This window comes from Corynebacterium ulcerans, from assembly GCF_900187135.1.
GTDB classification, from domain to species: Bacteria; Actinomycetota; Actinomycetes; order Mycobacteriales; family Mycobacteriaceae; genus Corynebacterium; species Corynebacterium ulcerans.
Genome location: NZ_LT906443.1, coordinates 1102307 through 1127631, shown reverse-complemented (window position 1 = coordinate 1127631; position 25325 = coordinate 1102307). Strand labels below are relative to the sequence as shown.

The window sequence follows — 25325 nt, the reverse complement described above, 5'->3', positions numbered from 1 at the left end:
CACATGGCGCTGGTCCTAGTTCTCAATTCGGGCTCTTCATCGATCAAGTTCCAACTTGTCGATCCCACTCAGCACGCAACTGACGCACCCTTTGCCTCTGGTCTCGTCGAGCAAATCGGTGAGCCAAGCGGCAAAATCACGCTGAAGCACGGCGGCGAGAAGTACGTCGTGGAGGCCCCAATTGCCGACCACACCGCAGGCCTCGACCTGGCCTTCAAACTCATGGGCGAGCACGGCTGCGGCCCTAAGGACGTTGAACTCGAAGCTGTTGGCCACCGCGTCGTACACGGCGGCCAGGTCTTCTCCCAGCCTGAGCTGATCACCGATGAGGTCGTGGAGTGGATCCGCGGACTCATTCCGCTGGCGCCTCTGCACAACCCAGCGAATATCTCCGGCATTGAGGTCGCTCGCGAGCTGCTGCCTGAGATCCCACACGTTGCTGTGTTTGACACCGGCTTCTTCCATGCAATGCCCCCGGCTGCGGCGCTGTACGCAATCGAAAGCGAGACCGCTGCGAAACACGGTGTGCGTCGGTACGGCTTCCACGGCACCAGCCACGAGTACATCTCACAGCAGGTTCCTGCTCTCCTGGGCAAGGATCCTGAGAGCGTTAACCAGATCACGCTGCACCTGGGCAACGGAGCTTCTGCCGCAGCAATCCGCCACGGTAAGCCGATTGACACCTCTATGGGCATGACTCCGCTGGCTGGTTTGGCAATGGGTACCCGCTCTGGCGATATCGACCCAGGTATCATCTTCCACCTGCATCGCACCGCAGGCATGAGCATCGACGAGATCGATGATCTGCTCAATAAGCGTTCCGGTGTGAAGGGCATCTCGGGTGTTAATGACTTCCGCGAGCTGCACCAGCTGATCGCCGAGGGCAATGAAGACGCTCGTCTTGCCTACAACGTCTACATCCACCAGCTGCGCCGCTTCATCGGCTCCTACATGGTGGCTCTGGGACACATCGACGCCATCACCTTCACTGCAGGCGTAGGCGAAAACGATGACGCCGTGCGTGCCGACGCTCTCGCAGACCTTGAGAACTTTGGCATCAAGATTGATCGGGAGATCAACGCCGTGCGTGCCGACGGCGCTCGCGAAATCTCCACCCCTGATTCCACAGTGAAGGTCTTCGTGGTTCCTACCAACGAGGAGCTAGCTATCGCTCGCTACGCAAAGACCATTGCGGAATCCATCTAGAACCAGGTCATAGGTCGGACCTGATTGGCCATGTCCACCAGCGTATATCGGTGGTGGGCGTTGGGGGCGCTGCGCGCTAAGAGCCGGAGAGAATCATAAAGGCCGGTGCGCAGCCCCTCTTGCGTGAAGTGATAGTCAAAGAGATCGTTGTCCGCTGCGGCCGCCTCTAGATTAGCTTGACGTAGCCACGTTAAAGCAGCGTTCATGATTGCGATCTTGATCTGCAAGAAGCGCGGCTCATTAGTAGGTATGCCTTCGAGCCTGCGAGCGGCACGTCTGATGCGCGACTCGCTAAGGTCGCCATTGATCAGATGCAAAATGGCGGTAAGTTCAGCCATACGCCTGTGCGTAGAATTCTGCGGGACCTGATCCAACGTGGAGACCGCTAGATCGACCTGATTCTCGGCCACCAATTGCCGAGCTAACCCAAACGCTGAGGACACTGTGGTGGGATTTGTCTGCCATACCAAAGCGTAGAGATACAGGGCCTTGAAGCGTAGAGTTTCAGGGTCCTTAGTCAATTCACTCCACATACCAATGGTGTTGCCCTTGAGTTCCGCAGCAGAGACAGCGGTATCAGGAGTCAAGAGCTGCACCGAATCCATTCCCATGTCCTGGAGCAACATTTCACAGACGGCAGCACGCGCCAGTTTTGGCGCAGCTTCACCGGGAAGAATGCTGTAGACCTCGTTGAAGTGGCGCTGAGCAGTCACGTAATCGTCCAGGAACAGTGAAGTCACTCCGGAATACCACTGGTGGCGCCAATCGTCGCCTAGCTTGGTATCCAACGTATCCAGCCATGAGCGAGCCTCATCGGTAAAGCCTAGATCAAGGAGCGTACGCACTACTCCGAGGGGAATCTCCTTGGAATCGGCGAATTCCTTCTGAGCCATTGCGTCGCGTAGCGTCTGCAGCGTTTGTGAAGGCTCGGCGTAGGAGGCCCCAGAAATCAGAATAGATCCGGGATCGGTGCGGTCTAAAAGAGGGACAGGCAGCGCAGCGTTGACTTCCTCGGACGTGATGCGCACGTTGCGCTCGATGCCGTCGATAAGCTGATCCGTGCGAAACACCATGTGCTTAGTGCCAAAAGTGGAACGCTGAGGCGAGTAGAGCGAATGCTGAGCTGGAAACTGGCGCCCTTCAGTGAGCGCAAGGTACTCGCGCAGAATTCCAAACAGCTGGGTCTCTAGCTCGCGTATAGAGGCAAAGCGCTTAGCCGGATCGCTACTGATACAACGGCGCAGCAGGCGATAAAAGGAAAGATTCTGGGCAAAGAGATTTTCCTCGTCAGGGGAGGGGATGCCGGGCAGATAGACTCCATCAGCGGAGGGAAGATTCACCGTCAATGCGGCAAGGGTCCGGCCAATTGTGTAAATGTCGCTTGCTATCGAGGGGCCATCGGTGGCTACCTCAGGTGCCTGGAAGCCCTTTGTGCCGTAGATATATCCAAAGGCCCCGATGCCGGACACCGCGCCCAGATCGATCAACTTGACCTGGTCTTCGGCGACAATGATGTTATCGGGTTTGAGGTCGTTGTAGACCACACCGCGTGAGTGCAGATAATCGAGCGCAGGAAGAATCTCCAGAATGTAGGCGATGGCTATATCTATGGAGAACAACCCTCCGGGCTGCTCTTTACGTCGATCAGCTAACGACGGCCCTGGGACGTATTCCATGACAATGAAACCGCCCTCAACGCGGGGGTCGTCAATGAAGTTATACGACTTCACGATCCCCGGATGCGTAATGTCAGCGAGGAACTCGCGTTCCGCCACTGCGGCGCCGTAGTCATGCGGATTAGCCTTGTCCCGCATGCCCTTGAGTACGACGACGCGCCCAGAAACGTTCCGGTCACTAGCCAAGTAGATCCAGCCCATACCACCATGAGCGATTACGCCCTGGACCTCGTATTGATTAGCCAGGATATCGCCGCGCTGGAGAAGCGGCTTTTCCAGCCCTTTCTTTTCAATGTACGCATCATCTTTGAGCACTTCTTCCACAGTGGAGACCCGGATGAAAGGCAATGCGACCATGCCATTGGCTACGGTGCGGTCATCGCGGTTAGTGCCACGCCGGGAGCGAAACGTGGAAATTGCTTTCTCCCGGGAACGCGTACCAGCATCTGTGTCTTGCTGGATAGTGTTCAGGTCGTTAAGAAGTCCCGTGAGATCCTCATCGTCGTCATCGTCCGCGAAGGGATCAAAGGGGACAGCCTCGGTGCCACGACTCAGCGGGTCATTCATGGTTTCTCCTCACGATAATTCAGCGCAGGGGGATTCTGAGGCGGAAGATACGCACCGAACCACTTGGCATAGGACCTTTGCCAGGTTCCGTCTCTAAAAATACGCTCGATAGTAGCGTTAACCTGCCGGATGATCCCTTCAGAGTCGTGTCGAGGGCCGGGTTTGGCAAAAGCGATGCCATAGTCTTCTTCAGCCAGCGCATTACCCACGATTTCCGTGAAAGGATCCTGCGCGAGCATGCCAGAGAGAATCGTATCGTCCGAGATCACGGCGTCGGTATCCCCCTGCTGCAGAGCAAGCAGACAGTCGGCAGAGCTACTCACTACAAGCAGTTCGGCGCGAGGTGCGACATACCTAGTTCTCTGAGCACCGGTAGATTCCGCGGTGGCGCACACAGTCTTTCCGGGGAGATCATCCACGGAGTTAATGCCGGAGTTTTTTTGAGTGAGAAGCTTTGTCTTGCCAGAGAAATAGGGAGTGGAAAAGAAGACCTGATCTTGACGACCTCGGGTAATCGAGATTGACCGGATAGCTAGGTCAACATCGTTGTTTTCTAACGCCTTGATCCATGTGCCGGCATCGACGTAACGGAAGTCGATCTTGGTAGGGTCACCGAAAATGTCGCGAGATATTTCCTTAGCCAGGTCAACCTCAAAGCCCTGCAACTCGCCGGTAGCGGTGTTGCGGAAACTAAGGAGGTTTTGCGATTGATCGATGCCCACGACCAGGCGACCACGCTCGCGAATTCTTCGGACGCCCTCGGGATTGTTGTTGGGGCGGAGCGAACCCAACAGATTGCTGGTGTCTACATCGGGTAACGCGGAATCAACGAGGGGCTTTGGCGTCGAGGACGGGGTGCGGCTGGGAGGCGCAATGACTGGAGCCTCGGGTTTTGCACATGCTGCGGTGAAGAACAAAAGAGTAGTGAGTAAAGCAAGAAAGCGGCGCGACATCAGAGGTACTCCTGGAGTCGAGGGCGGATGCCTAGCCACAGGGAGAGCACGGATACAAGAGTGAGAGCGAGAATCACGGTGCTCACCAGGTCCGATGCGTTAGCCCCGCGAGCGATATAGCCGCGTGCGGTTTGGCGGGCGTCGTCGATAAGCTTGGCTAAGGAAGAATCCAAACCGTTAAAAGCGGAAGGCGTTGCGGCGGACGCGTCATTGTAGAGCGTTAGCGCTAGGGCTTCTTCATAGTCGCCAGAGTTGAGCGCTTTTGCGAGTTTTTCGTGGGAACTTCTCCACGCTTTTGCTGCTTTGACGGCCTGGTCAAGGTGGTCTCGGTTGTTGGAATTATCCACCAGCCGAGAGTTTTCATAGTTCTCTAGTGCCTTGTCCACGGTACTCATGGTGGCGCTGAAGTTGGTGTTGGAATTTTCCAGGGATTGACGCCACACTAGGGCGAGCGTCTCGCTGGTTCGGGCTTGTTGAGCACGGATGCGAGCGTCTGTGAGCGACTGTAGCGGAGCTGAGGCTGTTTGATACGCAGTAGAGCTGGCACTCCACGTGAGGAAATTGGCGGTAGACACCCAGGACGTGGCGATGACCATTAAGAACGTGGCCAGCACAAACCACCCATTGAGCCGGCGGCGAGTAACGTGCGCGAGCCAGATCTGCCCGAGCACCAACATAATAAGGGCGACGAAGAGGCCTCCGAGGGGAACCCAGAGCGGGCGGGCGAGCTGTTGTTGCTCGCTGCTCACGTTATTACTGGTGAGCGTATAAAGCTCTGCGGCGGCGGGCAGAATCTCTTCGCGCATGAGGGTAGAGGCTTGAGACATATAAGCCACGCCCACGGGATTGCCTTGTCTATTGTTAGCCCACGCGGTTTCTACGAGGCCGGTGTAGACGGGAATCTGCTGAGAAATATGCGTGAGCAGTTCTAGATGGCGCCCAGAATTATCGCCGAGTCCTCCGGCTGTCTGCGCAGCGGCCCGCGATGCATCCTGGATCGCTTGCTCATATCGCTGCCGGTTTTCGCTGGTATCCACCCCGGCACGCACAAAGCTTACCGACGCCGTGGTGTTGGCCAGTGACAGCGAAGAATAAAGATTCTGTGCGAGGTAGGAGACAGGTTCGGTATTGTCTATCAACGTTTTGAGATCGGCGCGTCTGTCAGCAGCTGTCTGGGACATGGAGACGCCTGCGGATAAGAGGGTAACGCTGAGGACGATCACGAGCGTGGTCATGCGTCCCGGTGTAGTGGAGAGAAATTGCAGTAGTTTCTTGGTCCACAGGACGGGGTATGTAACTGACTCGTGCCAGAAGGCGTGGAAACGGGAGCGCTGTCGTTCGCGACGTTCGCTGATCCGGTCGAGCCAGGAATCTTCCACGTCGGGTGACAGTGAGGTATGCGCGATGTCCTCCACGGTAAACCTCATCTCCGTTACAGACGATACAGATGTTGCAGAAGTTGTAATCTACCCTAGAAGTATACCGACAGCTAGAGTAGAGCACATGCCTACAACATCCGGAGATGGTTGGGTCGAGGGACCCAATGGTACGCAGCTGTGGGGAAAATACGGCGCCGCAGGACTTCTTCTTACTGCTGCACGCACTGAATCAGTATTGATGCAGCACAGAGCGCCTTGGACTAATCATGGTGGCACGTGGGCTTTACCAGGCGGGGCGCGTGATCTCATCGAAACAGCGGAAGAAGCCGCTGCACGCGAGGCATATGAGGAAACTGGAATCGCTTTTGACCACTATGTTTTTGTTCAATCGATGGTGACTGCCGGCCCGTATCACTCGGGATGGACCTACACGACGGTGCTGGCTTTGGTGCAAGAAGAACTGGAGACGGTGGCTAATGCAGAATCGGAAGAGCTGCGATGGGTTCCCATATCTGAGGTAGATGAGCTTGATTTATTACCTGCTTTTGCCGCTGCGTGGGTGACTCTCAAACCTCGTGTTGAGAAGATGCTAAGAGAAATGTGACAGACTAGAGCGCATGATTGAAGTGCGTGGCTTAACTAAGCAATACGGGCAGGTGCGGGCGGTCGATGACCTGACCTTCACCGTCAAGCCCGGCATCATTACTGGATTCCTTGGCCCCAATGGTGCCGGTAAATCCACGACGATGCGTATGATTCTCGGCCTTGATTCTCCTACCTCGGGGACCGCGACCATCGATGGTATGGCCTATACCAAGCTAAAAAAACCTCTGACTAAAGTAGGCGCGCTCCTTGACGCTAAAGCCATACACCCCAACAGGTCTGCCGCAAATCACCTCAAGTGGGTAGCTCAATCCAATGGCATCTCTACTAAGCGTGTCGACGAAGTCCTGGGGCTCGTTGGGCTCAGCAACGTGGCATCGAAAAAAGCCGGAGGTTTCTCCCTAGGTATGAGCCAGCGTCTGGGCCTTGCCGGTGCTTTGCTGGGCGACCCCGAGATTCTTATCCTCGATGAGCCAGTCAACGGCCTCGATCCTGAGGGCATCCGATGGGTTCGTGAGTTTTTGCGCTCGTTGGCTAGCCAAGGCCGCACTGTCTTGGTGAGCTCGCATCTGCTGTCCGAGATGTCTCAGACCGCTGATCACCTTGTTGTTATTGGCAAGGGAAAGCTCGTGGCTGATACGTCCACCTACGAATTTATTCGTGATAACTCCGCGTCCAGCGTCATAGTGCGGTCGCCGTATCTCAAAGAGCTAGCCGAGCTGCTTGGGGAATACGAGATTGTCCCTGAGTGGGGCACTGATGAAGAAGACCGTGAATACCTCAGCATCGCTGGGCGCAGCACCGATGAGATCGGAGCAATGGCCCACTCTGGTGGCGTTCCGTTGTCGCAGCTTTCCCTCAAACGCGCATCGCTGGAAGATGCCTTTATGGAAATGACTAACGATGCCGTTCAGTACCACGCGCAGATAAAGGAGAATCACTAAATGTTCCTCAACTCAATCCGCGCTGAGTGGACCAAACTGCGCACGACTAAGGCATTCTGGTGGACCACAGCCCTGTTTGTTTTCTTTGGCGTTGGCTTTGCGGCGCTTAACTCCCGTGAGATAGCACCGGGCCCTCTGGGGATTCCTATTATTAGCCCTGCTAGCACTGTGCTTGCGGTCCAAGCTCTAGGTTTCCTTATCGTGACAATTCAGGCGATCATGGTGGTCACCGCAGAATACCGCCACAATTATCAGTCTGTTACGTTCCTTGCTACCCCGAACCGCACGCTAGTCGCGATGAGCAAGTGGTTGCTCTATGCCGTGGTTGCCGCTGCTCTTACCTTTGCAGTGGTCATATTGTGCTTCTACACGTCTAAATTGGTCGCGGGCTCTGAGGCCAGCAAGACGTTCAACGTGTGGGAGAACGAGAACGCTCTGCGTATCATGTGGGTTTTCCCCCTCGTTTCTGCGCTATTGGTAACGTTCTCCCATGGTGTGGCTTATCTGCTTAGGCAGACTGCTGGTGCTACCACGTTGATGCTGATCTGGGTGCTCGCGCTTGAGACGCTCCTTGGTTTTCTTCCCAAGATTGGAACCTGGATTGTTAAGTATGGCCCGATGAACAACATGAACGCTTTCCTAGGGAAAACAGCGATCAAAGATGTTCCATGGGGCTATGAGGGAAGCGGCGCATACTTTGCCGCGTGGGCCTTTGTGATCCTGGCATTGGGCATTATCGTGCTGAACAAGCGTGACGCCTAATACGTAATTACTGCAGCGCTGAGGTTAAACGCATGATGTTATCTATGTATCTGCGGATTAACCCGCGCTTGTTCCATTCCTCAAGTGTGAGCTCTACGGAATTTTTCTTATAGTCATTCGCCAGCTGATCTAGCTGGCGAATCATGTTTCCACGAGCCATCATCAGAGAGACTTCGTAATTTAAACCAAAGCTGCGCATATCCATGTTGGAGGAGCCAATAACGCCCACAGAGAGGGTGTCATCGAGCTGGGGGTCCGCAATCAAAAACTTGGAATGCAGTACTGCCGGCTTGCGGTAACGATAGATATGCACTCCGGCTTCCAAGAGCGCTTGATAGTAACTGGATTGCGCATGGTCGACCATAAACTGGTCAGCTTGCTCGCTAACGAGCAGTTCGACTCTGACTCCGCGATAGCATGCCGACGTCACCGCCTCAAGCATGGACTCATCGGGAATGAAGTAGGGGCTGCACATGACCAGGCGATGCTTGGAATGATGAATGATCTGGTTGAACAGGCGCAGATTGGGCTCAGTACTGTATCCGGGGCCAGAGGGTACTAACTGCAGAAGGTTAACGTCGGTTTCATCTTGGTCAGGGATTTCTGGGTTCACCATGTGGTCGTCGATGGGAGGGAGATCGTCGGCTTCTTGGAACCAGTCCACAGCAAAAACCATGTTCATAGACGCGACGACGGGGCCCGAAAGCTCGACCATAACGTCCACCCAGCGCCGCCCGCTGGAGAGGTTTTTCTTGTTAAGATAACCCGCTTCGATCATGTTTTGTGAGCCGATAAAGCCATGTTCGCCGTCGATAATAAGCATCTTGCGGTGATTGCGCAGGTCCGGTCGGCGGAAGCGCCAGCGGAAAGGCTGTAGCGGCAGCATGATTCGCCATTGCACGCCTATCTCTGAGAGACGCTTTCCTAGCTTCAAATACCCTGGGTACTTCCAGCTTCCTACCTGGTCAAAGAGGAGACGCACTTTCACCCCGCGTTGTACAGCACGCGCAAGCGACTGGAAGAAAACATCGGTGGTGTCGTCCCACGCCATGATATAGATCTGCACGTGAACGTATTTTTGTGCTTGGTCTACAGCATCAGACATGGCCTGAATAGATGCCTCATAATCGGAATGCACGCCGAGGTTATACCCCGTGGTGGCGGGCAGCGATGTAAGCCGTCTGTTCATCTTAATCATGGAGACGAGCTCGTCACCGATTACTGAACCTTCTGGATAATCGGGGACTTTTGCCTGAACATTTTCAATGTCCTTGTTGGCCTTGCGTTGCAGATCGTGCCGCCTTTTGTTGATGTAGGGGCTGCCCATGGTCAGGAACAGAGGAAGACCTAGGAAAGGAATCAACAAAATGGCGAGGAGCCATGCGGTAGAGGAGCTCGGGCGGCGACCTTCTGGCACAAAACCAATGGCAATGAGCTTGATGGAGTAATCAATAATCAGACCTACTGTCTGCCATGTGCTCAGGTCGATTTGCCAGCTCATACTACATAATCCACGATAACCGGAGCGTGATCGGAGGCCCCTTTCCCCGAACGCTCGTCGACGTCGATAAAGCTTTTCTCTACTTTCAGATCCGTCGTAGCGAGCTGGAAGTCGATAAGCATTCCCTGGTTCTTGAGGAATCTTCCCGCCTGATAATCCCAATAGCTAAAGCCTTCGAGGGGGGAAGCGATCTGCAGGCCAGAAGCGGTTAAAGCCTCAAAGGCTTGGCGCTCAGGTTCAGTGACATGGGTTTTTCCCTCAAAGAAGGACATGTCCCAGACATCTTGGTCGCGAGGTGCAATATTGAAGTCGCCTAGAAATACCGTGGGTTCTGCGACATCCTGCGCATGCAGCTGTAACGCAAAAAGCCACCGTAATTTGTAGTCATAATGCGGGTCTGCAATCTCGCGGCCGTTAGGAACGTAGAGGCTCCACACGCGGACACCCCCGCAGAGGGCGCCGATCGCGCGGGCCTCCAGCGCCTGGTCTTTCTGTGGGTCTTTATGAAAGCCCGGCTGACCCGGGAAGTGGGTCTGAACATCCTCAAGACCCACTCGGGAAATAATGGCAACACCATTCCACTGGTTGAGCCCAAAGTGAGCTACTTGGTAGCCAATGTCATGGAAGCGCTCGTAGGGGAATTGTGCATCCTTGCACTTGGTCTCCTGAACCGCGAGGACATCCACGTTATGGCGCTGCAAAAAATCGACCATCCGGTCTACACGGGTGCGAGCGGAATTCACGTTCCAGTTGACAATGCGCATGGATTAAAGATTAGCCGCTTCCGCGTATCGATGCCGGTGATGCTCAACAAAACCAAGTTTTTCGTAGAGCCCAATGCCAGCAGCGTTGGCGGCGATCACTTGAAGATAGGCCCGTGTAGCGCCTTCCCGTGCGCCCCAGTGCAGCATATGCTTGCCCAGCTCGGTGCCTAGGCCGCGACGTCGATAAGCTTGTGCCACCTCAACGGCTGAATATCCGAGATAATCATCGGTGATGGTGCCACGGGTGATAGCGACGGTTTCTCCTTCGGGGGTAAGAAGCCGGCCAAAACCCATTGTCCCGTCGATTTCCCCGCGGAGCAGATCGAGCGCATGCTCGGGGAGCGGCTCGCCACGGAAGTTATAGAGCGACAACCAATCGTGGTCCGGTTGATCGTCGATGCGAAACTCCCAGTCGGATGTGGTAGCCGGAAGATCATCCAGATCGCGCGTCATCACGATGATCTCGGGGCCTAAAGTCCACCCAGGCTGCGCCACAAGTTTTTCCGCCATTGCGCCGATACGCTCAGGGATAAGAACGCGCGTGGGCAGATTATGCCGCCTATAAAACGCATGGATTTCTTCCAGCGGGATGGGAGTGAACATAGCTGTGTGCCCCAGTGGCGCAGCGCTGTTAGAGCGCTCGGTGATGCCGTCGCCAGAGCGCATGAGCCATTGACCGCACCAGGTGTGCTCGATACCGGGGAAGGCTTTGGCCGTGGCGGTTTCGATTGCACGAATATCCGAGTTGCGGACGGTGCGCGGGCTCAGTTTTTTCATGATGATGATGTCCACGCGAGGGATGGACAACGCCGGAACCTCAGACGGAAAACCGCCTACTTTTTGTGGCCGCACCACGAGGGTTTCCTCGTCGATGCTGAGCACGTGACCAATAATGTCGTTAGCTTTACGACGCACCACGATGCGATCACCTGGGGCCACTGCGTCAGAACGGAAAATCCGTGACATTCCGGCTTATTCCTCGGTGTCCCAGCCGAAGGGATCTTCATCTTCACCCGGCATCCACGTAAGACCGGCTTCGGTCCAACCATTGCGTTTAATGGCCTTTTTTGCCTGGCGCTTATAGCGTCCGACCAGGGTATCCGTATAAAGGAAACCATCTAGGTGGCCTACCTCGTGCTGGAAGCATCGAGCAAGGAAGCCTGTTCCCTCATAGGACACAGGGTTGCCGTGCTCGTCCAGCCCCGTGACTTTGGCCCAGGTGGCGCGACCTGTCGGGAATCCCTCGCCAGGGACAGAGAGACAACCTTCATCATCAGAGCCATCGTCGGAAGGCATCGTCTGAGGGATCTCCGTGGTTTCCAGAACCGGATTGATTACGCACCCACGATGCATATGCCCCTCATCGTCGGGGCAATCGAAGACAAAAAGACGCTTGCCTACACCGATTTGGTTTGCGGCTAAGCCGACGCCATGGGCGACAGCCATGGTCTCGTACATGTCTGCGATGAGCTCTTGTAGCTCGGGAGAATCAATCGGCTCGGTGACCTCGGCCGTGGGATTATGGAGAACGGGATCGCCGTGGATCACGATGGGTCGAACTGTCATGTCCTACAGTGTAGGCATGTCTGATGCCAATAACCTTACTCGACTGGAAAAACAGTTGGCATTGCTCGCTTTTGAAGATCGCGCACCCCGCAGTCTGGGTGCAAAAGAAGAAGCAATTCGGGAGGAACTGGGAATGTCTCCCGTGAGATACTTTCAATCCCTCAACCGGGCCATTGACGTTCCTGAAGTGATGTCTGAGTATCCGGTGCTCACAGCGCGTCTGCGTAGGATCAGGGATCAAAGAGCCAATCGCCGGGCGCAAGCACAAAAACGATAGAATAGCTCAGGTGACTACAGAACCTTCCCCAAACAATGAACAACGCCTTCCGCTGCGCGGCATGGCCATGATCCTGATCGCCGTAGCTTTGCTCCTCGCGGCGTGGGGCGTGTACTCGATGACTCGTGAAAAAGCATCAGACACCACCGTCACCGCTGAGAGCACCACGACTCAGATGTCTCGGCCACAACAGCCAACCACTGTGGCAAAGCCACCCCAGACAACGGCAGCCCCAGTGCCGCCTCCTCCTACGCATGCTGAAGTGAAGAAGGTTCACGTTCTTAACAACTCCACGATTCAAGGTCTTGCCGCTGGGGTAGCGGATAAGCTGAAACATGAAGGATGGGAATTAGGAGAAGTAGGTAATTTCCCAGATGGTGCGGTGCCTCAAAATACTGTCTACTTCACCCCAGAAAACGCCGCCGCAGAGAAGGCCGCGCGTACACTAGCAGAACGCGTCGGCGGAGTAGCGGTGCCGCGGGCAGATAATCTTCCTGGCGGGACTGAGGACCCTAATACCGTGGTCCTCGTGCTGGCCGAGGAAGTCAACTAGCTTTGAAAGGTGGCCTGCCATGGCCGAAAACTTCAATGCCTCACCTCGTCCGACTCTGGGAGTGGAATGGGAAGTAGCTCTCGCCGACCCAGAGACGCGAGATCTGGTTCCTCGTGCTGCCGAAGTGATTGATCTTGTGGTTTCCAGATACCCTGAGGTGCATTTGGAAAAGGAGTTCTTGGCCAACACGATTGAACTGGTCACCTCTGTATGTGAGACCACCCCGCAGGCGGTGGAAGAATTGAGCACGGCACTTTCGGCCGTACGTGAGGTCACCGAGGAATTGGGCCTTAAGATATGGGGTTCTGGCTCACATCCTTTTTCTGACTTCCGCCAACAGCCGGTGAGCGAAAAAGGCCACTACAACGAGATCATTGCGCGTACCCAATACTGGGGAAACCAGATGCTGATCTGGGGCATCCATGTTCACGTGGGAATATCGAGCAAAGATCGTGTGTGGCCGATCATCAATGCAATGCTCACCATGTATCCGCATTTGCTGGCGTTAACGGCTTCTTCGCCAGGGTGGGACGGATTGGATACCGGCTATGCCTCTAATAGAACGATGCTGTACCAGCAGCTTCCCACCGCTGGGCTTCCTTATCAGTTCCGTGACTGGGCAGAGTGGGAATCCTATATGGAGGACCAAGGCAAGTCCGGAGTAATCAACCACACTGGTTCGATGCACTTTGATATCCGGCCGGCAGGCAAGTGGGGCACGATCGAAGTGCGCATTTGCGACGCCACCAGTAACCTCACCGAGCTTTCCGCTGCCGTAGCGCTTACCCATTGCTTGGTGGTCTATTTTGATCGGATGTTGGATCGGGGAGAAGAGCTGCCGACTTTGCAGGATTGGCATATTGCAGAGAATAAGTGGCGCGCTGCCCGCTATGGCATGGATGCAATCATTATTACGTCGCGGGACACTGAAGAGCGGCTTGTGACCGATGAACTGCGCCGATGGGTGGAAGTTCTTACACCCCTAGCTCAAGAGCTAGGGTGCGAGAAAGAGTTGCACCGTGTTGTAAGCGTTTGCCATCGCGGTGCAGGTTATCAGCGTCAACGTGCGGTTTATGAGGCCACTGGTTCCTGGGAATCGGTTGTAGATTCCACCATTGCAGAGTTGGATTCTTTCTGAGTTACTCGCTGCAGGATGGAGGCTATGATCCCATAGCCCACGATGACGAGGATTCCAGCTCCACAGAAAAGCAAGTTGCCTAGGTCTTGAGGATGTTCGTTGCGCTTGAAAAAGGCCATATCGCTCCAGATGATCGAGCTGACCTGCGGAGCCGTGACCGCCACGATGATGCCGGTGGCCACGATCGCGCCGACTTGGTTGAGTAACCACCCGGCCCACCCTAGGGAATGTTTGGCGTTGAACTCATTGATTGCATCATCAACAGCAAGGTAGATGCAGACTACGACCGGAACCATCCAGACCCAGTGGTGGTACCAGCTAAAGGGGGACACCAGACATGCGGTGATGCCGCCCATAGCCATCGCCATGGGCATATTATTGCGCTTAATCGCCAGTCTGATCGAGTACGCAGCTAGTGCAATCACCACGATAACGGCCAGTATCCATAGTGTCCCTCCCTGAATGCCAAGGACACGATCCATGATGGAGCGCAACGATTGAGCACCAGCATTGGTATGGACACCAACGCGGGAAGAATCAGAGATGGCAGACGTCCAGAATTTAGTGGCATCCGGGACTACGATCTGGCCTACGAGTACGGTGGCTCCAAAAGTCGCTGCGGAGAGAAACGCAGCACCCCAGCGGCGCTCCAGAAGAAACACAAAGCCGAAAAACGCGGGAGTAAGCTTTAAACCTGCTGCTAGTCCTACCCCAATGCCGGCAAAGCGGCGGTTATTGGGGAGGAAGTCCAAAGCAACCAGGAGCATCAGGATCAGGTTGATCTGTCCGTAAAAGAAGCCTCCGCGGATGGCCTCTAACCCCAGCGACGCGACGGCCAATCCCACAGCCACGAATGCGGTGGTCACGGTAACGCGGCGCTCGCCGCGAGCCAAGATAAGCAGAATCACCCCGATGAGCGCCAGGAAATTTGCGCCTTGCCAGATTACGGTGAGCCAGTCGTCGCTCAAGAGCGCGAGGTATTTAAAAAGGGCACCAGAAAAGGGCGGATAAGTAAATGGAAGATCCCAGATAAAAGAGTCGCTGTAGAGCTTTCCGCCAGACTGCAAGTGCCTCCCCGCAAGTGTGTAAACGTGCAGATCAACGGGCATCCATTGGGTGAGCTTGTGTTTGCTGAGGATTGAATCCTCTTGCAGCAGATCCCAGGGGATGAAGAAGGCCAAAATCACAAGGATTGTGGGGGCTCCTCTGAGGTTGTGTGCCTTCATGCTGTCCTCCTGCTCAGCGGCTACTTTCCATCGCGAACTTTATCACGGTGTACGGTGCAGGTGTCGTCGTAAAGACCTTCTCTGCGTGCGATGCGGCCAACTCGTTGCCCGGTGACCGGGGAAGTAATGAGGGCAAAGAGAACCAGAAGCACCAGAACGCCGAGGTCACCGGTGGGAGAATCCGTTCCCAGCACCCGGATAATCGCACCAATAATGGTTAGAATGAGCCCAACAGTCTGTGGCTTAGTAATCGCATGTACCCGCGCCAGGGGGGATCGGAACCTGATAAGCCCAATGGACGCGGAAAGGACAAAGAAAGCGCCTGTGAGAAGGAAAACTAAAGAGGCGACATCTGCGATGATGTTGGAGTTCATTAGTCATCCTTCTTTCTAAAACGGGTGATAGCGACCGTGGAGATGAATCCCAACAGTGCGATCACGAGCATCGCATTAGACACGGTGGTGTCTAAGCTCCAGCAAATATAGGCCGCTAATGCGCACTGCATCATGGCGACCACTCCGTCGAGACCCAACAGGCGGTCAATGGAGTTGGGGCCGGTAATGATCCTGTAGGACGTAAGAATGAACGATAAGGCGAAAACACACGCTACGAAGAACAACACGAGGTTGTAGACATCTGGGTTCATGCGTTGTTCCTTTCAAATGCCCGCTTGAGTCGCTGCTCATATTGTTCGATGGCTGCAATTTCCGCATCGACCTTATCCGTAGAACTCGCATCCAAGATGTGAACAGTCCACAGGCGGTTTGCCACATCAATATCCGTGACTGTTCCTCCCGGCTGAAGGTTATACAAGGTGGTAGCAAGGCTGAGCACGAGCTCACTATCCACGCGCATCGGAACCGTCACAATCGCAGAACGCGGCGGCTCGGCCTTTCTGATGGAAAGCCACGCCACGCGAATAGAACCGCTAAACAGGTACAACGTCCAGCGCGAAATCAGCCCGAGAAAGGGAAGAATGTTGATGGTGAGGCCCTCCGCGGGAAGTGAAGGAAGCGGCAACGCGATGCTCACTATAAGACCTACGAGGAGACCCGCGACGAGATTTCCCACGGAGAGCTCTCCCATGAGCATCACCCACATCACTGTGGCTACCACGACAAAGAGGGGCCGGAATCGACGGCGGACGCCTGCGATCATTGCTGTACTCCTCTCGTGTCCTTGCCTTCGTCGAGACGCTCTTGTTCCAGGGTCCTGCCTGGTTCTTTCCGTGCGGTACCAAGCACAGCTGTGCGATAGATACTGGTATCTTGCGCAGACTCAGCAGCACGGGACGTCACATTGCTCACCGGGCCTGCGACGAGGCTAAGGCCAAGCGACACAGACACCAACGTGGCAGTGGACATGAGCATTCCTGCCGGAATCCGGCCGACGTCGTTTCGCTCAGAAAAATCGATCTTGTCCGTGACATCAGAGAGCAAAGCCGGTCGAGCGTAGGCAGTTCCCCCGTCAGGTGCGTCTTTGCGGTCGCGCCAGAATGCCTTAGACCACACCAAAACCATGGTGTAGAGGGTAAGCAGACTGGTGACAATCGCGCCGCCGATGAGCAGCCAGGGGAGCGGGCCGCCCTCGTTAGCACCTGCCTCCACAAGGATGACCTTGCCCAAGAAACCAGAAAATGGTGGTATCCCGCCCAGGTTGAGGGCCGGGATAATGTAGAGCACGGCAAGGGCCGGCGTGGCTTTGGCTAGGGAGCCCAACTGGCGCAACGAGGAGGAACCGGCTTGGCGCTCGATGAGTCCAACCACCAAGAAAAGCGCGGTCTGAACCAAAATATGGTGCACAGCATAAAAGATCGCCCCAGAAAGCCCCTGCGCTGTGCCTAACCCTACGCCCATGATCATGTAACCGATATGGCTGACTAGGGTGAAACTGAGGAGTCGTTTGATGTCATTCTGTGCCATCGCGCCCAAGATCCCCACCAACATGGTGGCCAGCCCTACCCACATCAATAACGTGTCCAAAGATCCTGACGTGAACACCGCAGAACGCATTCGGATGATCGAGTACACACCGACCTTGGTAAGTAGACCTGCGAAGACGGCTGTGACCAAAGACGGCGCGGTGGGGTAGGAATCCGGCAACCAAGAATCAAGTGGGAACACTGCGGCCTTAATGCCAAAGGCGATGAGGAGCACCGCAAAGATCGCTGTTTGGGTGCCGCCAGGCACGGACTCCATGCGCTCCGAAATATGCGCCATATTAAGCGTGCCGACGGACGCATACACCAAAGCGAGTCCGATAAGGAACACAATCGAACTCAGCATAGAGACCATGACATAACCCACTCCTGCGCGCACGCGTGCAGGAGAAGCTCCCAGAGTCAGAAGCACATAAGACGCGACAAGGAAGACCTCAAAGCCGACGTAGAGGTTAAAGAGGTCGCCGGCGAGGAACGACATGTTCACGCCCATGCTGAGCAAAAGATACGTGGGCAAGAAGACCGCCACCGGCTCGTCTTCCTCCCCGTCGCGAACTCCCTGACCAATCGCGTACCACATCACGCAGAACAAAACGATGGAAGAAACCATCAGCATCAGAGTAGAAAGGCGATCCGCCACGAGGGTAATACCCACGGGACCATCCCAACCACCGATCTGAATGGTCTGAATCCCTTCCTGATACACCACAAACAGCATGGTGACGGCCAAGGAAATGAGGGCAAAGAGTGTGAGGGCTGCGACTATGCGTTGAACACGCAGATGCTTCGCAGCGGCTAATGCTATTCCTGCGCCCACGGCAGGAACCACGATGGGAAGCGGGATAAGAACTGGCATCGCGTCAAGGAGGCTTTGAAAAGGAATCACTGGTCCTCCTGCGAATCTGTCAATGGGGCTTCGAAACAACGGGGGCCGAACTCGTCGCCAAGCTTGGTGATGCGCCCGGTGGTGGGGTCGTCGGAAAGATCATGATCGGGTGCCGCTGAAGGTAGCGGCGGACGGGCTGCAACTGCAGCATCCTCCACATCGTCTTCCACCACATCCTGGGTACGGTAACGGTACTGCCGATATGCAAGCGTAAGGATAAAAGCAGTAAGCGCCATGGAGATCACGATTGCCGTAAGAATCATGGCCTGAGCCAGCGGGTCCGCAACTGTATCGCCATAAAGCGCAGAATCGCGCCCCTTGATCGGCGGCGACCCCGGCGCGCCGCCAGCCATGAGCACGAGGATGTTAACGCCATTGCCCATAAGCAACAGCCCCATCATCATCTTGGTCATAGCCCTGTCCAGCACCAGATAAGCACCGGCTGACACAAGCACGCCTGCGGCAAGGAGTAATGAGAGGTTGACCAGCATTTATTTCTCCTTTCCTACGCGAGCCTTGAGTTTTTTCACTCGTTCCCGTGCACGCTGTTTACGCAATTCCTCATCCAGATCGAGTTGGCTGCCCAAAGACGTGAGGATGTGCAACACCAATCCGATGACTATTAGGTAGACGCCGGCGTCGAAAAGCAAAGCGCTGACCACATGGATGTCCCCGATAATCGGAATATGCAGATCCCATGCATAGGACGTCAGTGGCGGGGCGCCGATAAAAACCGGCCAGATAACGGCAGCAGCGGTAAGCAGCACGCCGACTCCCAGGACGCGGGAGGGGTCGATGGGGAAGGTCTGCTCCAGCTCTTCGCGGCCGCCCGCAAGATAACGCAACGCAAGGGCGAGAGCTGCGACAAGCCCGCCCGCGAATCCGCCGCCAGGAGCATTATGACCCGCGAAGAAGAAATAAGCGGAGAGCACCATCATGATGGGGAACAGCAGTCGAGTGGACACGTCCACCATCAAAGAGCGGTTACGCGCTGCTTCTGAGGAAAGCCAGCCGCCAGAATCATGCAACGTGGGACGGCGTGAATCTCGTTGGAAGCTTTTGGTGCGATAGATCAGGGAGGAAACACCAATCGCTGCGATGATAAGGACAGTACTTTCGCCGAAGGTATCCCAGGCGCGAATGTCCACCAGCAACACGTTGACGGCATTCGCCCCGTGGCCTATGTCCTTGGCCAGGTCCGGGATAACAGCGCTCACCGGGGCTTCGGTCCGAGCGTTGATGGCAAACACAGTGAGAATGACGGCGGTGAAACCCACAGCTGCGGCAAGCCACGCGCGCAGTCTGTTAGCGCGATGGGAAGGCTGCCACTGGGTGCGCGCCGGGAAACGGCGAAGAACCAGCATGAATACCACCACCGTGATGGTTTCCACCAGTATTTGAGTGAGCGCAAGATCGGGGGCGCCGTGCAGCGCAAAGATCATGGCTGCACCATAGCCAGTCATTCCCACCATGATCAGAGCAGAGAGTCGGTTGGATTGGACGGCTGCGCCAATAGCCATCACGATTATGATGCCGGCGATGATTGCTTGCAGCGGCGTATCCCAGAGGACCATGTGGACGTCGCTACGCTCTCCGCTCAGTAGCGCGATGAGCGGGACAAAGACAAAGACCGCAAAGATAGAGCCCGAGTTAATAACCAGCGAACCTCGCTGGGTGGAGGCGGTTAAACGCAGCGAGGATGTCCGAAGAAGATCCACGACGCGGTCATACGCAGCGCTAGCGTTGCCCAGAGCCGGCTCGGTGAAATGCAACTTGGCGATTGTTGCACGCTGCCAGTGCATAATCGCTCCGATTCCCACGATTGCAGCGCTCAACGCGAGCGGAATAGTAAACCCATGCCACAGGGCCAGGTGCGTTTTTTCGTCGAAAATCGAGGTCGTGTGGGCGCTCAGAAGAATACCTAACAGCTGTGGGATCGCCCCAGTGAGCACGGTCAACACCATTAATAGTGCTGGAGGAATCCATAACAGTGGGCCGATAGGATGCATCGTGAGCACCGGCTCGGAGACGTGTCCGCCCTTGGTGGCAAACGCCCCGAAGAGGAACCGCAGACTGTACGCCATAGTGAGAATCGAACCTGCCACTATCCCCACGAGCGTTACCTGCCCTGGCAATCCCACGAGCGCATGCTCATGCAGCACCGCCTCAAGAGCCGCCTCTTTTGCTACAAAACCGAACAACGGGGGAATGCCTGCCATCGACGCGGCAGCAAGCGTGGCGACGCCCATCAAGATCGGTTGCTTGCGCCCCAACCCGGAGAGCTTGCGTATGTCGCGGGTTCCCGTCGTGTGGTCAACCGCCCCTACGACCATAAAAAGCGTCGCTTTAAACATGGAATGCGCAAACGTTAACGCAAGACCCGCCACCATGGCCGCATGCGAGCCAATTCCTACGAGCACAGTGATAAAGCCCAGCTGGCTGACAGTGCCATAGGCCAAAATCAGCTTGAGATCTGTTTGGCGTAAGGACATCCAGCCGCCCAAAAGCATGGTGAAAATCCCTAGAGGGATCACCACCAAATACCAGACATGCGAGAAAGAAAGATCAGGAGCTAGCCGAGCAACAAGGTAAATCCCTGCTTTGACCATCGCCGCAGAATGCAAATAAGCAGACACCGGAGTCGGTGCAGCCATCGCGCCGGGCAACCAAAAGTGCGTTGGGGCGATGGCTGACTTGGATAACGCGCCCGCCAGTATGAGAATCACGGCATAAGAAATGTGATGGGTCCCCTCCAAACTTGCGTTGGCAAGGCCGGACAACTCCCAAATGCCCGTCTGACGACCCAACAAGATAATGCCTACGAGCATAGATAATCCGCCCAAAGTGGTGATCATCAGCGCCTGCATCGCGGCATGGCGTGACGACGCTCGCTCGCCGTAGTAGCCCACCAACAAGAAGCTGAGCACCGAGGTAATCTCCCAGAAAACATAGAGCAGCAGCATGTTATCGGAGATCACGAGTCCGTACATGGCCATCGCAAAGCCGGATAGTTGTCCCGCAAAAGGTCGCAATCGGCGAGGCACAGAATCAAAGTAATTCCAGCAATACAATAAGACCAGTCCGCCGATGCCCAAGATGATCAGGCTAAACAGCGCGGAAAGCGAATCGAGCCGGAAAGTCAGATCTAAATGTGCGCTGCTCATCCACCCGTAATGAGCGGTGAGGGCTTTGCCTGAAGAAAAGTCACCGTTGATTAACTTGCCAAGGATCCACGCAAACCCGGCGAAGGGCGTAATGGAAAGAAGGCCGAAAGCTGGCCTTCCACAAGTTTTCACTGCAATTGGGGCGACCGTGGCGGTCGCCGCGAGAGCTAACAGCAATACGAGCACAGGGCGAAATAATCCTTTGGCTGTCGTGGACGTACAAGGCGAAGTGAAAGTGCGTGCAATGTAGTAACGCAGCGGGATTGAAAATCGCGTCGGAGTGTAGGAAGTGTAGTTTTGCGTCATGCATCGGCGCAGCTCACTCTTGTTATCTTAGCGCAGGTGTGGGGAGTGTGAGATTGAAGGCAAGTGTTAGCAGGGCTTTTGATAAAAAGTAGTGTTTTTGAGGGAAAAATAAACGGCGAATCTGAGAATTTAATTGCATTAACTTTAGTTATTTCTGGTTTTGTGAAATAACTATATGTAGAAGATCTGCTGTGTCTTTTTAGGTAAAATAAATTTAGTTAAGGCAAAACTGAAAATGAAAAGTCCCTCACAAGCGCAGGTGAATAGCCTGCCTCGGAGCATCTTTGGGCTATTGCTAGCTGCTCTGCTCGTAATGTCGGTATCGGTATATGCCGGTAAAGTTCCTCAATCCTCTGCCCAGTCAACATGTGTTGGCAGCTGGGATAACCTTCACTGGGTTGAAGGGGGTGGAGTTCAAGGAGGAAGCTATACCAATGTCGGGGAGTCTGCTGTTGCTGAATTTGACTGGAAAGTGCCAAATACCGCTAAAGCTGGCGATAAAATAACTTTTACGTTGCCGCCTCAGCTGCAGGTGGCGACGGGAGCTGACCGGAGTTTCACACTGCGCGATGCTTCTAATCGTGAAGTGGGAACTGCTGAATGGTCGAGTAAGGATCTGATAGTTACGCTCTCTGATTTTGCCGGCACGCATTTCGACGTTCAGGGAAAAGTGAAAGTATCACTTCAATGGGACAGATCTCAGATTAATACCGAGACCGGGTACGACTCTTCGGTTGATGGATTGCTTCAATTCTCTGGGTGCGGTCAAGGTGCTCTGGCGGGTGTCTATCCGAAAGATGGTCCAGGGGGAAATACCCATGAAACAGCAAAAGCTGGTCAGTACCGAGGAAAGCAAACTGTAGCTGGAACGGATATCTATCTGACTGACTGGACTGTTTGGATTAACGGCAATACTAAAGGGACTGAAACTGCAGAAGGTGGCTTCCGTGTAACAGATAGAGCGCCTGATGGGCATAAGTTTGCGTGTGATTCCACAATGACTTCCCCTAGCGAGGCTGTGAACGTCGGGACATGGTCAAATGGCTTTTTCTACTTGGGCAATATCATTAATGCCAATAATTATGCTGATGGCGGGCGTTATGTCGGTTTTACAGGAATTCAAAACACTTTTACTGGACATAACTTTACTGTTACTTGCTCAGAACAGGAGATAGTATTTGAGTTTCCCTATGGTTTGTCCCCACAGACTGGCCCAATAGTTCGGTTTACTACTTATACAGAAACTAAGCCAGAAGCTTTTAGTACGCAGACTAATACTGCAAATGTAAATGGCAAAGACTACACCGGATATGCTGCTATTCCCGGTTCCGGCGGATTTGGCACTGGTAAATTAGGCGGATTTACAGTACGGAAAGCAGTTATCGGAACTGGGCCGAATATCCCGAGTGAGTTTACTTTTGAATATAAGTGTGAACAAGCAGATGGTTCTAAAACCGTAGCTGAAGAATTCAAGGTTAGCGGCAACGGAACAGATTACCGACACTTTACTTCTTTAGAAAAGGGTATGAGTTGTGAAGTTAAAGAAAAAAATGATCAGCTAGGCTCACCAAAACCGCAATTGTCGTGGATTATCGATGGTCAACCGGCGTCATCAGCTACTTTTACAATTCGTGATCCTAAGGAAAACTCGGTAGACCTCATTGCCACAAACACCTATCCAGAAGATCCGAAAGTAGAGACTGGATCTTTCATTATCGAAAAGCAATTGGTAGGCGAACAGACCATTGTCGATGGATTGAAAGACAAAGAATTTAATTTCACTTATTCCTGTAATGATGAAGATCTTCAGAAGGTAAAGGCTTCTGCAAATAAGCCATTCATTTCCGGAAAAGAGTATCCAGTGGGTACTACGTGCACGATTAAAGAGCTCGAAGAGGGAACAGATGTAGAGCAACAAATTTGGTCTCACACATTGACTCCTGGTGATGGCGTCATAACCATCGGGAAAGGACAAACCGCTAAAGTTGTCGCAACTAATATCTATACTCCTGTGCCAAAGGGAACCTTCACTGTTAAGAAGGTTTTGGAAGGCGACGCCAAGGTAGCAGCTGATCCTCAGTACCAGAGCAAAGAATTTTCAGGGGAATACAAGTGCGGAAGCTCTGAATGGACACCGTTTAAAGTGTCTGCGGAGAAGCCTTTTGTCTCACCGGAATTCCTGGAAAACACTGAGTGCGAAGTTAAAGAGCTGGATACAAATGCTGCTATTTCCGGATATGAGTGGACGTCGTCTGTAGAAAACGGCAAGTTTATAATCGGCAAAGATAAAAAGCAGAGTATTGATGTGAAGTTCACCAATACTTATAAGCCAAAGCTTGGTGGATTTACGTTAACTAAGGCTGTTGAAGGTCCCGCAGCAGCGTTAGCTAAAGATCTTGAGTACACCTTCGATTACGTATGTGGAGAAAAAACGGGAGAGCTTTCTACCAAAGCAGGTGCTTTGGTAGAAAGCCCTAAAGACATTCCTGTAGGAACGCACTGCAAGATCACAGAGGCCTCTTTCGATGTACCACGTGGAACTACGTGGACTGGCAGTATTACCAAGAATGGTGAGTTCACCATTGAAGAAGGCAAGCTCGTCGCAGTAACTGCAACAAATACTTTCGATTACGCTGATGGTGGTTTTGCGATTAGCAAGACTGTTGGCGGGGATGCTAAGGATCTTGCAAAGCTCACGGAGCTTCCTTTTGAATTTAAGTATTCCTGCAAGGCGCCTACCGGTGAAACTGCAATTGATGGCTCCGTTTCAGTTATGAACGGACAAACGAAGCATATCGAAAAAATACCAGTGGGTTCTGAGTGTGAAGTTACTGAATCGGAGATTCACCATGATGGGGCTGATTGGTCGGTTGATTTTTCCGGCGAGGGTATTTCTGTGAACGGTGGAACTGCAAAGTTCACAGTTCCATCGGAAGACGATCCTGTACTTCTAGTTAAAGCGCACAATACGTTTACCCAGCAAAAGGGTAGTTTTAAGATCGACAAAATCGTTAATGCCGAAGACGGGTTAACGGTCCCCAAAGAATTTGGTTTTGATTGGACCTGCGGCAACCTTAGCGGTGAGGCCACCGTTCCTGTTGCGAATGGACGCGGTTCTGTTGCCGTATCTGAAGAAATAGCTATAGGTACAGAATGCGTTGTCTCTGAAAAGGATGCGTCTATACCTGGAGCTTCTCTTGCGACTACATGGGAGAACCAGCGGTTTGTTATCGGTGAGAAAAACCAGGTAGTAAGCGTCACTGCTACTAATACGTATAAAGCACATACGGGTGGCTTTGTTATTCGTAAACAGTTGGTGGGCGCCGCATCGGATAAGGCGAAAGAAAAAGTTTTCACCTTCGATTACGTCTGCACAAAGAGGGATAAAGAAACTGCTCGGGGGATGCTCAACATCAAGGGCGAGGGTTCTTCCGATCCGGTTTCTGGTATCGCTGATGGATCAGAATGCATGATAACGGAGCGCGATGGGCACATTGATGGAGCAAATTGGAACCATACTAATTCCAACGACGGAAAAATTAGCATTATTGGAGGAAACCCCACGGTTACCGTCTCTGCAGTGAATGGTTATGAGAAGCCACCGTTCTCTCCGCTTGTTCCACTCATTCCTTTGTTACCGCTAATCCCACTTCTGCCATTTGTGATCACGCCGATAATTCCGCCAACCTCGTCTGTTCCACCTCAGGTTGCTCCGCAGGCTCCTGCACCACAACAGCCGAATAAGGCGCAAGTGAATAAACAGCGGACTCCTTTGGCCAAGACCGGTGCGAGTGTGATTGGTCTGGCGTTTGCAAGCACTCTACTCATTGCTGCTGGAGTGTTTGTTATCCGCAGAGGAAAGAAGAAAAACTGACCTATTATTGCTAGCTAGCTAAAACAAAAACCCTGATCGTA

22 protein-coding genes are annotated in these 25325 nt (G+C 53.9%); 8 read left to right on the top strand and 14 right to left on the bottom strand.

All coding sequences use genetic code 11. The features are described 5' to 3' along the window. Positions 1-3: 3 nt before the first annotated feature. A complete protein-coding gene (locus tag CKV68_RS05115) occupies positions 4-1206 on the top strand; it encodes an acetate kinase (protein WP_013912406.1) in 1203 nt (400 codons plus the stop codon). Here CKV68_RS05115 and CKV68_RS05110 read toward each other — a convergent pair. From CKV68_RS05110 to CKV68_RS05100, 3 genes are read right to left on the bottom strand one after another with little or no spacing between them, the layout of a single operon-like run. Continuing rightward, complete coding sequence (locus tag CKV68_RS05110) at positions 1203-3449, bottom strand: serine/threonine protein kinase (RefSeq protein ID WP_095075718.1); 2247 nt, start codon at positions 3447-3449, stop codon at positions 1203-1205. The genes CKV68_RS05115 and CKV68_RS05110 overlap by 4 nt on opposite strands. Further along, positions 3446-4402, bottom strand: coding sequence for a glutamate ABC transporter substrate-binding protein (locus CKV68_RS05105; RefSeq protein ID WP_095075717.1), 957 nt, complete (start codon positions 4400-4402; stop codon positions 3446-3448). The genes CKV68_RS05110 and CKV68_RS05105 overlap by 4 nt, the downstream gene beginning before the upstream one ends. Further along, entirely contained in the window at positions 4402-5829 is a 1428-nt protein-coding gene (locus CKV68_RS05100; protein ID WP_048517468.1) for an MCP four helix bundle domain-containing protein, read from the bottom strand. The genes CKV68_RS05105 and CKV68_RS05100 overlap by 1 nt, the downstream gene beginning before the upstream one ends. 76 nt (positions 5830-5905) lie before the next feature. Here CKV68_RS05100 and CKV68_RS05095 point away from each other — a divergent pair, with 76 nt between their 5' ends. The 3 genes from CKV68_RS05095 to CKV68_RS05085 are packed head-to-tail and all read left to right on the top strand — an operon-like array spanning position 5906 to position 8090. Then, positions 5906-6385, top strand: a complete 480-nt coding sequence (locus tag CKV68_RS05095; RefSeq protein ID WP_167376969.1) for an NUDIX domain-containing protein — start codon at positions 5906-5908, stop codon at positions 6383-6385. Between the two features lie 13 nt (positions 6386-6398). Next, positions 6399-7328: an ABC transporter ATP-binding protein gene (locus tag CKV68_RS05090; protein WP_014526273.1), complete on the top strand. Its 930-nt coding sequence runs from the start codon at positions 6399-6401 to the stop codon at positions 7326-7328. After that, positions 7329-8090 (top strand): multidrug ABC transporter permease, encoded by a 762-nt coding sequence (locus CKV68_RS05085; protein WP_014526272.1) that lies wholly within the window; start codon positions 7329-7331, stop codon positions 8088-8090. A gap of 7 nt (positions 8091-8097) precedes the next feature. Here CKV68_RS05085 and cls read toward each other — a convergent pair whose 3' ends face one another. The 4 genes from cls to CKV68_RS05065 are packed head-to-tail and all read right to left on the bottom strand — an operon-like array spanning position 8098 to position 11921. After that, a complete protein-coding gene (gene cls / locus CKV68_RS05080) occupies positions 8098-9591 on the bottom strand; it encodes a cardiolipin synthase (protein WP_023636353.1) in 1494 nt (497 codons plus the stop codon). Next, on the bottom strand, positions 9588-10355 hold the full coding sequence (locus CKV68_RS05075; RefSeq protein ID WP_014836814.1) for an exodeoxyribonuclease III: 768 nt from the start codon (positions 10353-10355) through the stop codon (positions 9588-9590). Before CKV68_RS05075 ends, cls begins: the two co-directional genes overlap by 4 nt. A gap of 3 nt (positions 10356-10358) precedes the next feature. Continuing rightward, on the bottom strand, positions 10359-11321 hold the full coding sequence (locus CKV68_RS05070; protein ID WP_038619340.1) for an N-acetylglutamate synthase, CG3035 family: 963 nt from the start codon (positions 11319-11321) through the stop codon (positions 10359-10361). A 6-nt stretch (positions 11322-11327) separates the two neighbouring features. Then, a complete protein-coding gene (locus tag CKV68_RS05065; protein WP_014526268.1) occupies positions 11328-11921 on the bottom strand; it encodes a peptide deformylase in 594 nt (197 codons plus the stop codon). Between CKV68_RS05065 and CKV68_RS05060 the strand changes: the two genes are divergently transcribed. From CKV68_RS05060 to CKV68_RS05050, 3 genes are read left to right on the top strand one after another with little or no spacing between them, the layout of a single operon-like run. Next, positions 11920-12198 carry a DUF3263 domain-containing protein gene (locus CKV68_RS05060; protein ID WP_014526267.1) on the top strand — a complete coding sequence of 93 codons (279 nt, stop codon included), beginning with the start codon at positions 11920-11922 and terminating at the stop codon, positions 12196-12198. The two genes, CKV68_RS05065 and CKV68_RS05060, sit on opposite strands and share 2 nt — an antisense overlap. A gap of 10 nt (positions 12199-12208) precedes the next feature. After that, the gene (locus tag CKV68_RS05055) at positions 12209-12751 is read left to right on the top strand and encodes a LytR C-terminal domain-containing protein (RefSeq protein ID WP_013912394.1); all 543 of its coding nucleotides are present in this window, start codon (positions 12209-12211) and stop codon (positions 12749-12751) included. A 19-nt stretch (positions 12752-12770) separates the two neighbouring features. After that, positions 12771-13889, top strand: a complete 1119-nt coding sequence (locus CKV68_RS05050; RefSeq protein ID WP_014836811.1) for a glutamate--cysteine ligase — start codon at positions 12771-12773, stop codon at positions 13887-13889. Here the strand turns inward: CKV68_RS05050 and CKV68_RS05045 are convergent. From CKV68_RS05045 to CKV68_RS05015, 7 genes are read right to left on the bottom strand one after another with little or no spacing between them, the layout of a single operon-like run. Next, positions 13823-15115 (bottom strand): glycosyltransferase 87 family protein, encoded by a 1293-nt coding sequence (locus tag CKV68_RS05045; protein WP_014836810.1) that lies wholly within the window; start codon positions 15113-15115, stop codon positions 13823-13825. The genes CKV68_RS05050 and CKV68_RS05045 overlap by 67 nt on opposite strands. A 20-nt stretch (positions 15116-15135) precedes the next feature. Further along, positions 15136-15489, bottom strand: coding sequence for a monovalent cation/H(+) antiporter subunit G (locus CKV68_RS05040; RefSeq protein ID WP_013912391.1), 354 nt, complete (start codon positions 15487-15489; stop codon positions 15136-15138). Continuing rightward, entirely contained in the window at positions 15489-15761 is a 273-nt protein-coding gene (locus CKV68_RS05035) for a monovalent cation/H+ antiporter complex subunit F (RefSeq protein WP_013912390.1), read from the bottom strand. The genes CKV68_RS05040 and CKV68_RS05035 overlap by 1 nt, the downstream gene beginning before the upstream one ends. Then, positions 15758-16273, bottom strand: a complete 516-nt coding sequence (locus tag CKV68_RS05030) for a Na+/H+ antiporter subunit E (RefSeq protein ID WP_013912389.1) — start codon at positions 16271-16273, stop codon at positions 15758-15760. Before CKV68_RS05030 ends, CKV68_RS05035 begins: the two co-directional genes overlap by 4 nt. Then, positions 16270-17940, bottom strand: a complete 1671-nt coding sequence (locus CKV68_RS05025) for a Na+/H+ antiporter subunit D (protein WP_167376968.1) — start codon at positions 17938-17940, stop codon at positions 16270-16272. Before CKV68_RS05025 ends, CKV68_RS05030 begins: the two co-directional genes overlap by 4 nt. Continuing rightward, positions 17937-18431, bottom strand: coding sequence for a Na(+)/H(+) antiporter subunit C (locus CKV68_RS05020; RefSeq protein WP_013912387.1), 495 nt, complete (start codon positions 18429-18431; stop codon positions 17937-17939). Before CKV68_RS05020 ends, CKV68_RS05025 begins: the two co-directional genes overlap by 4 nt. Next, a complete protein-coding gene (locus CKV68_RS05015) occupies positions 18432-21290 on the bottom strand; it encodes a Na+/H+ antiporter subunit A (RefSeq protein WP_095075715.1) in 2859 nt (952 codons plus the stop codon). Positions 21291-21645: 355 nt separating this feature from the next. Between CKV68_RS05015 and CKV68_RS11265 the strand changes: the two genes are divergently transcribed. Beyond that, complete coding sequence (locus tag CKV68_RS11265) at positions 21646-25284, top strand: DUF5979 domain-containing protein (protein ID WP_167376967.1); 3639 nt, start codon at positions 21646-21648, stop codon at positions 25282-25284. Positions 25285-25325 lie beyond the last annotated feature (41 nt).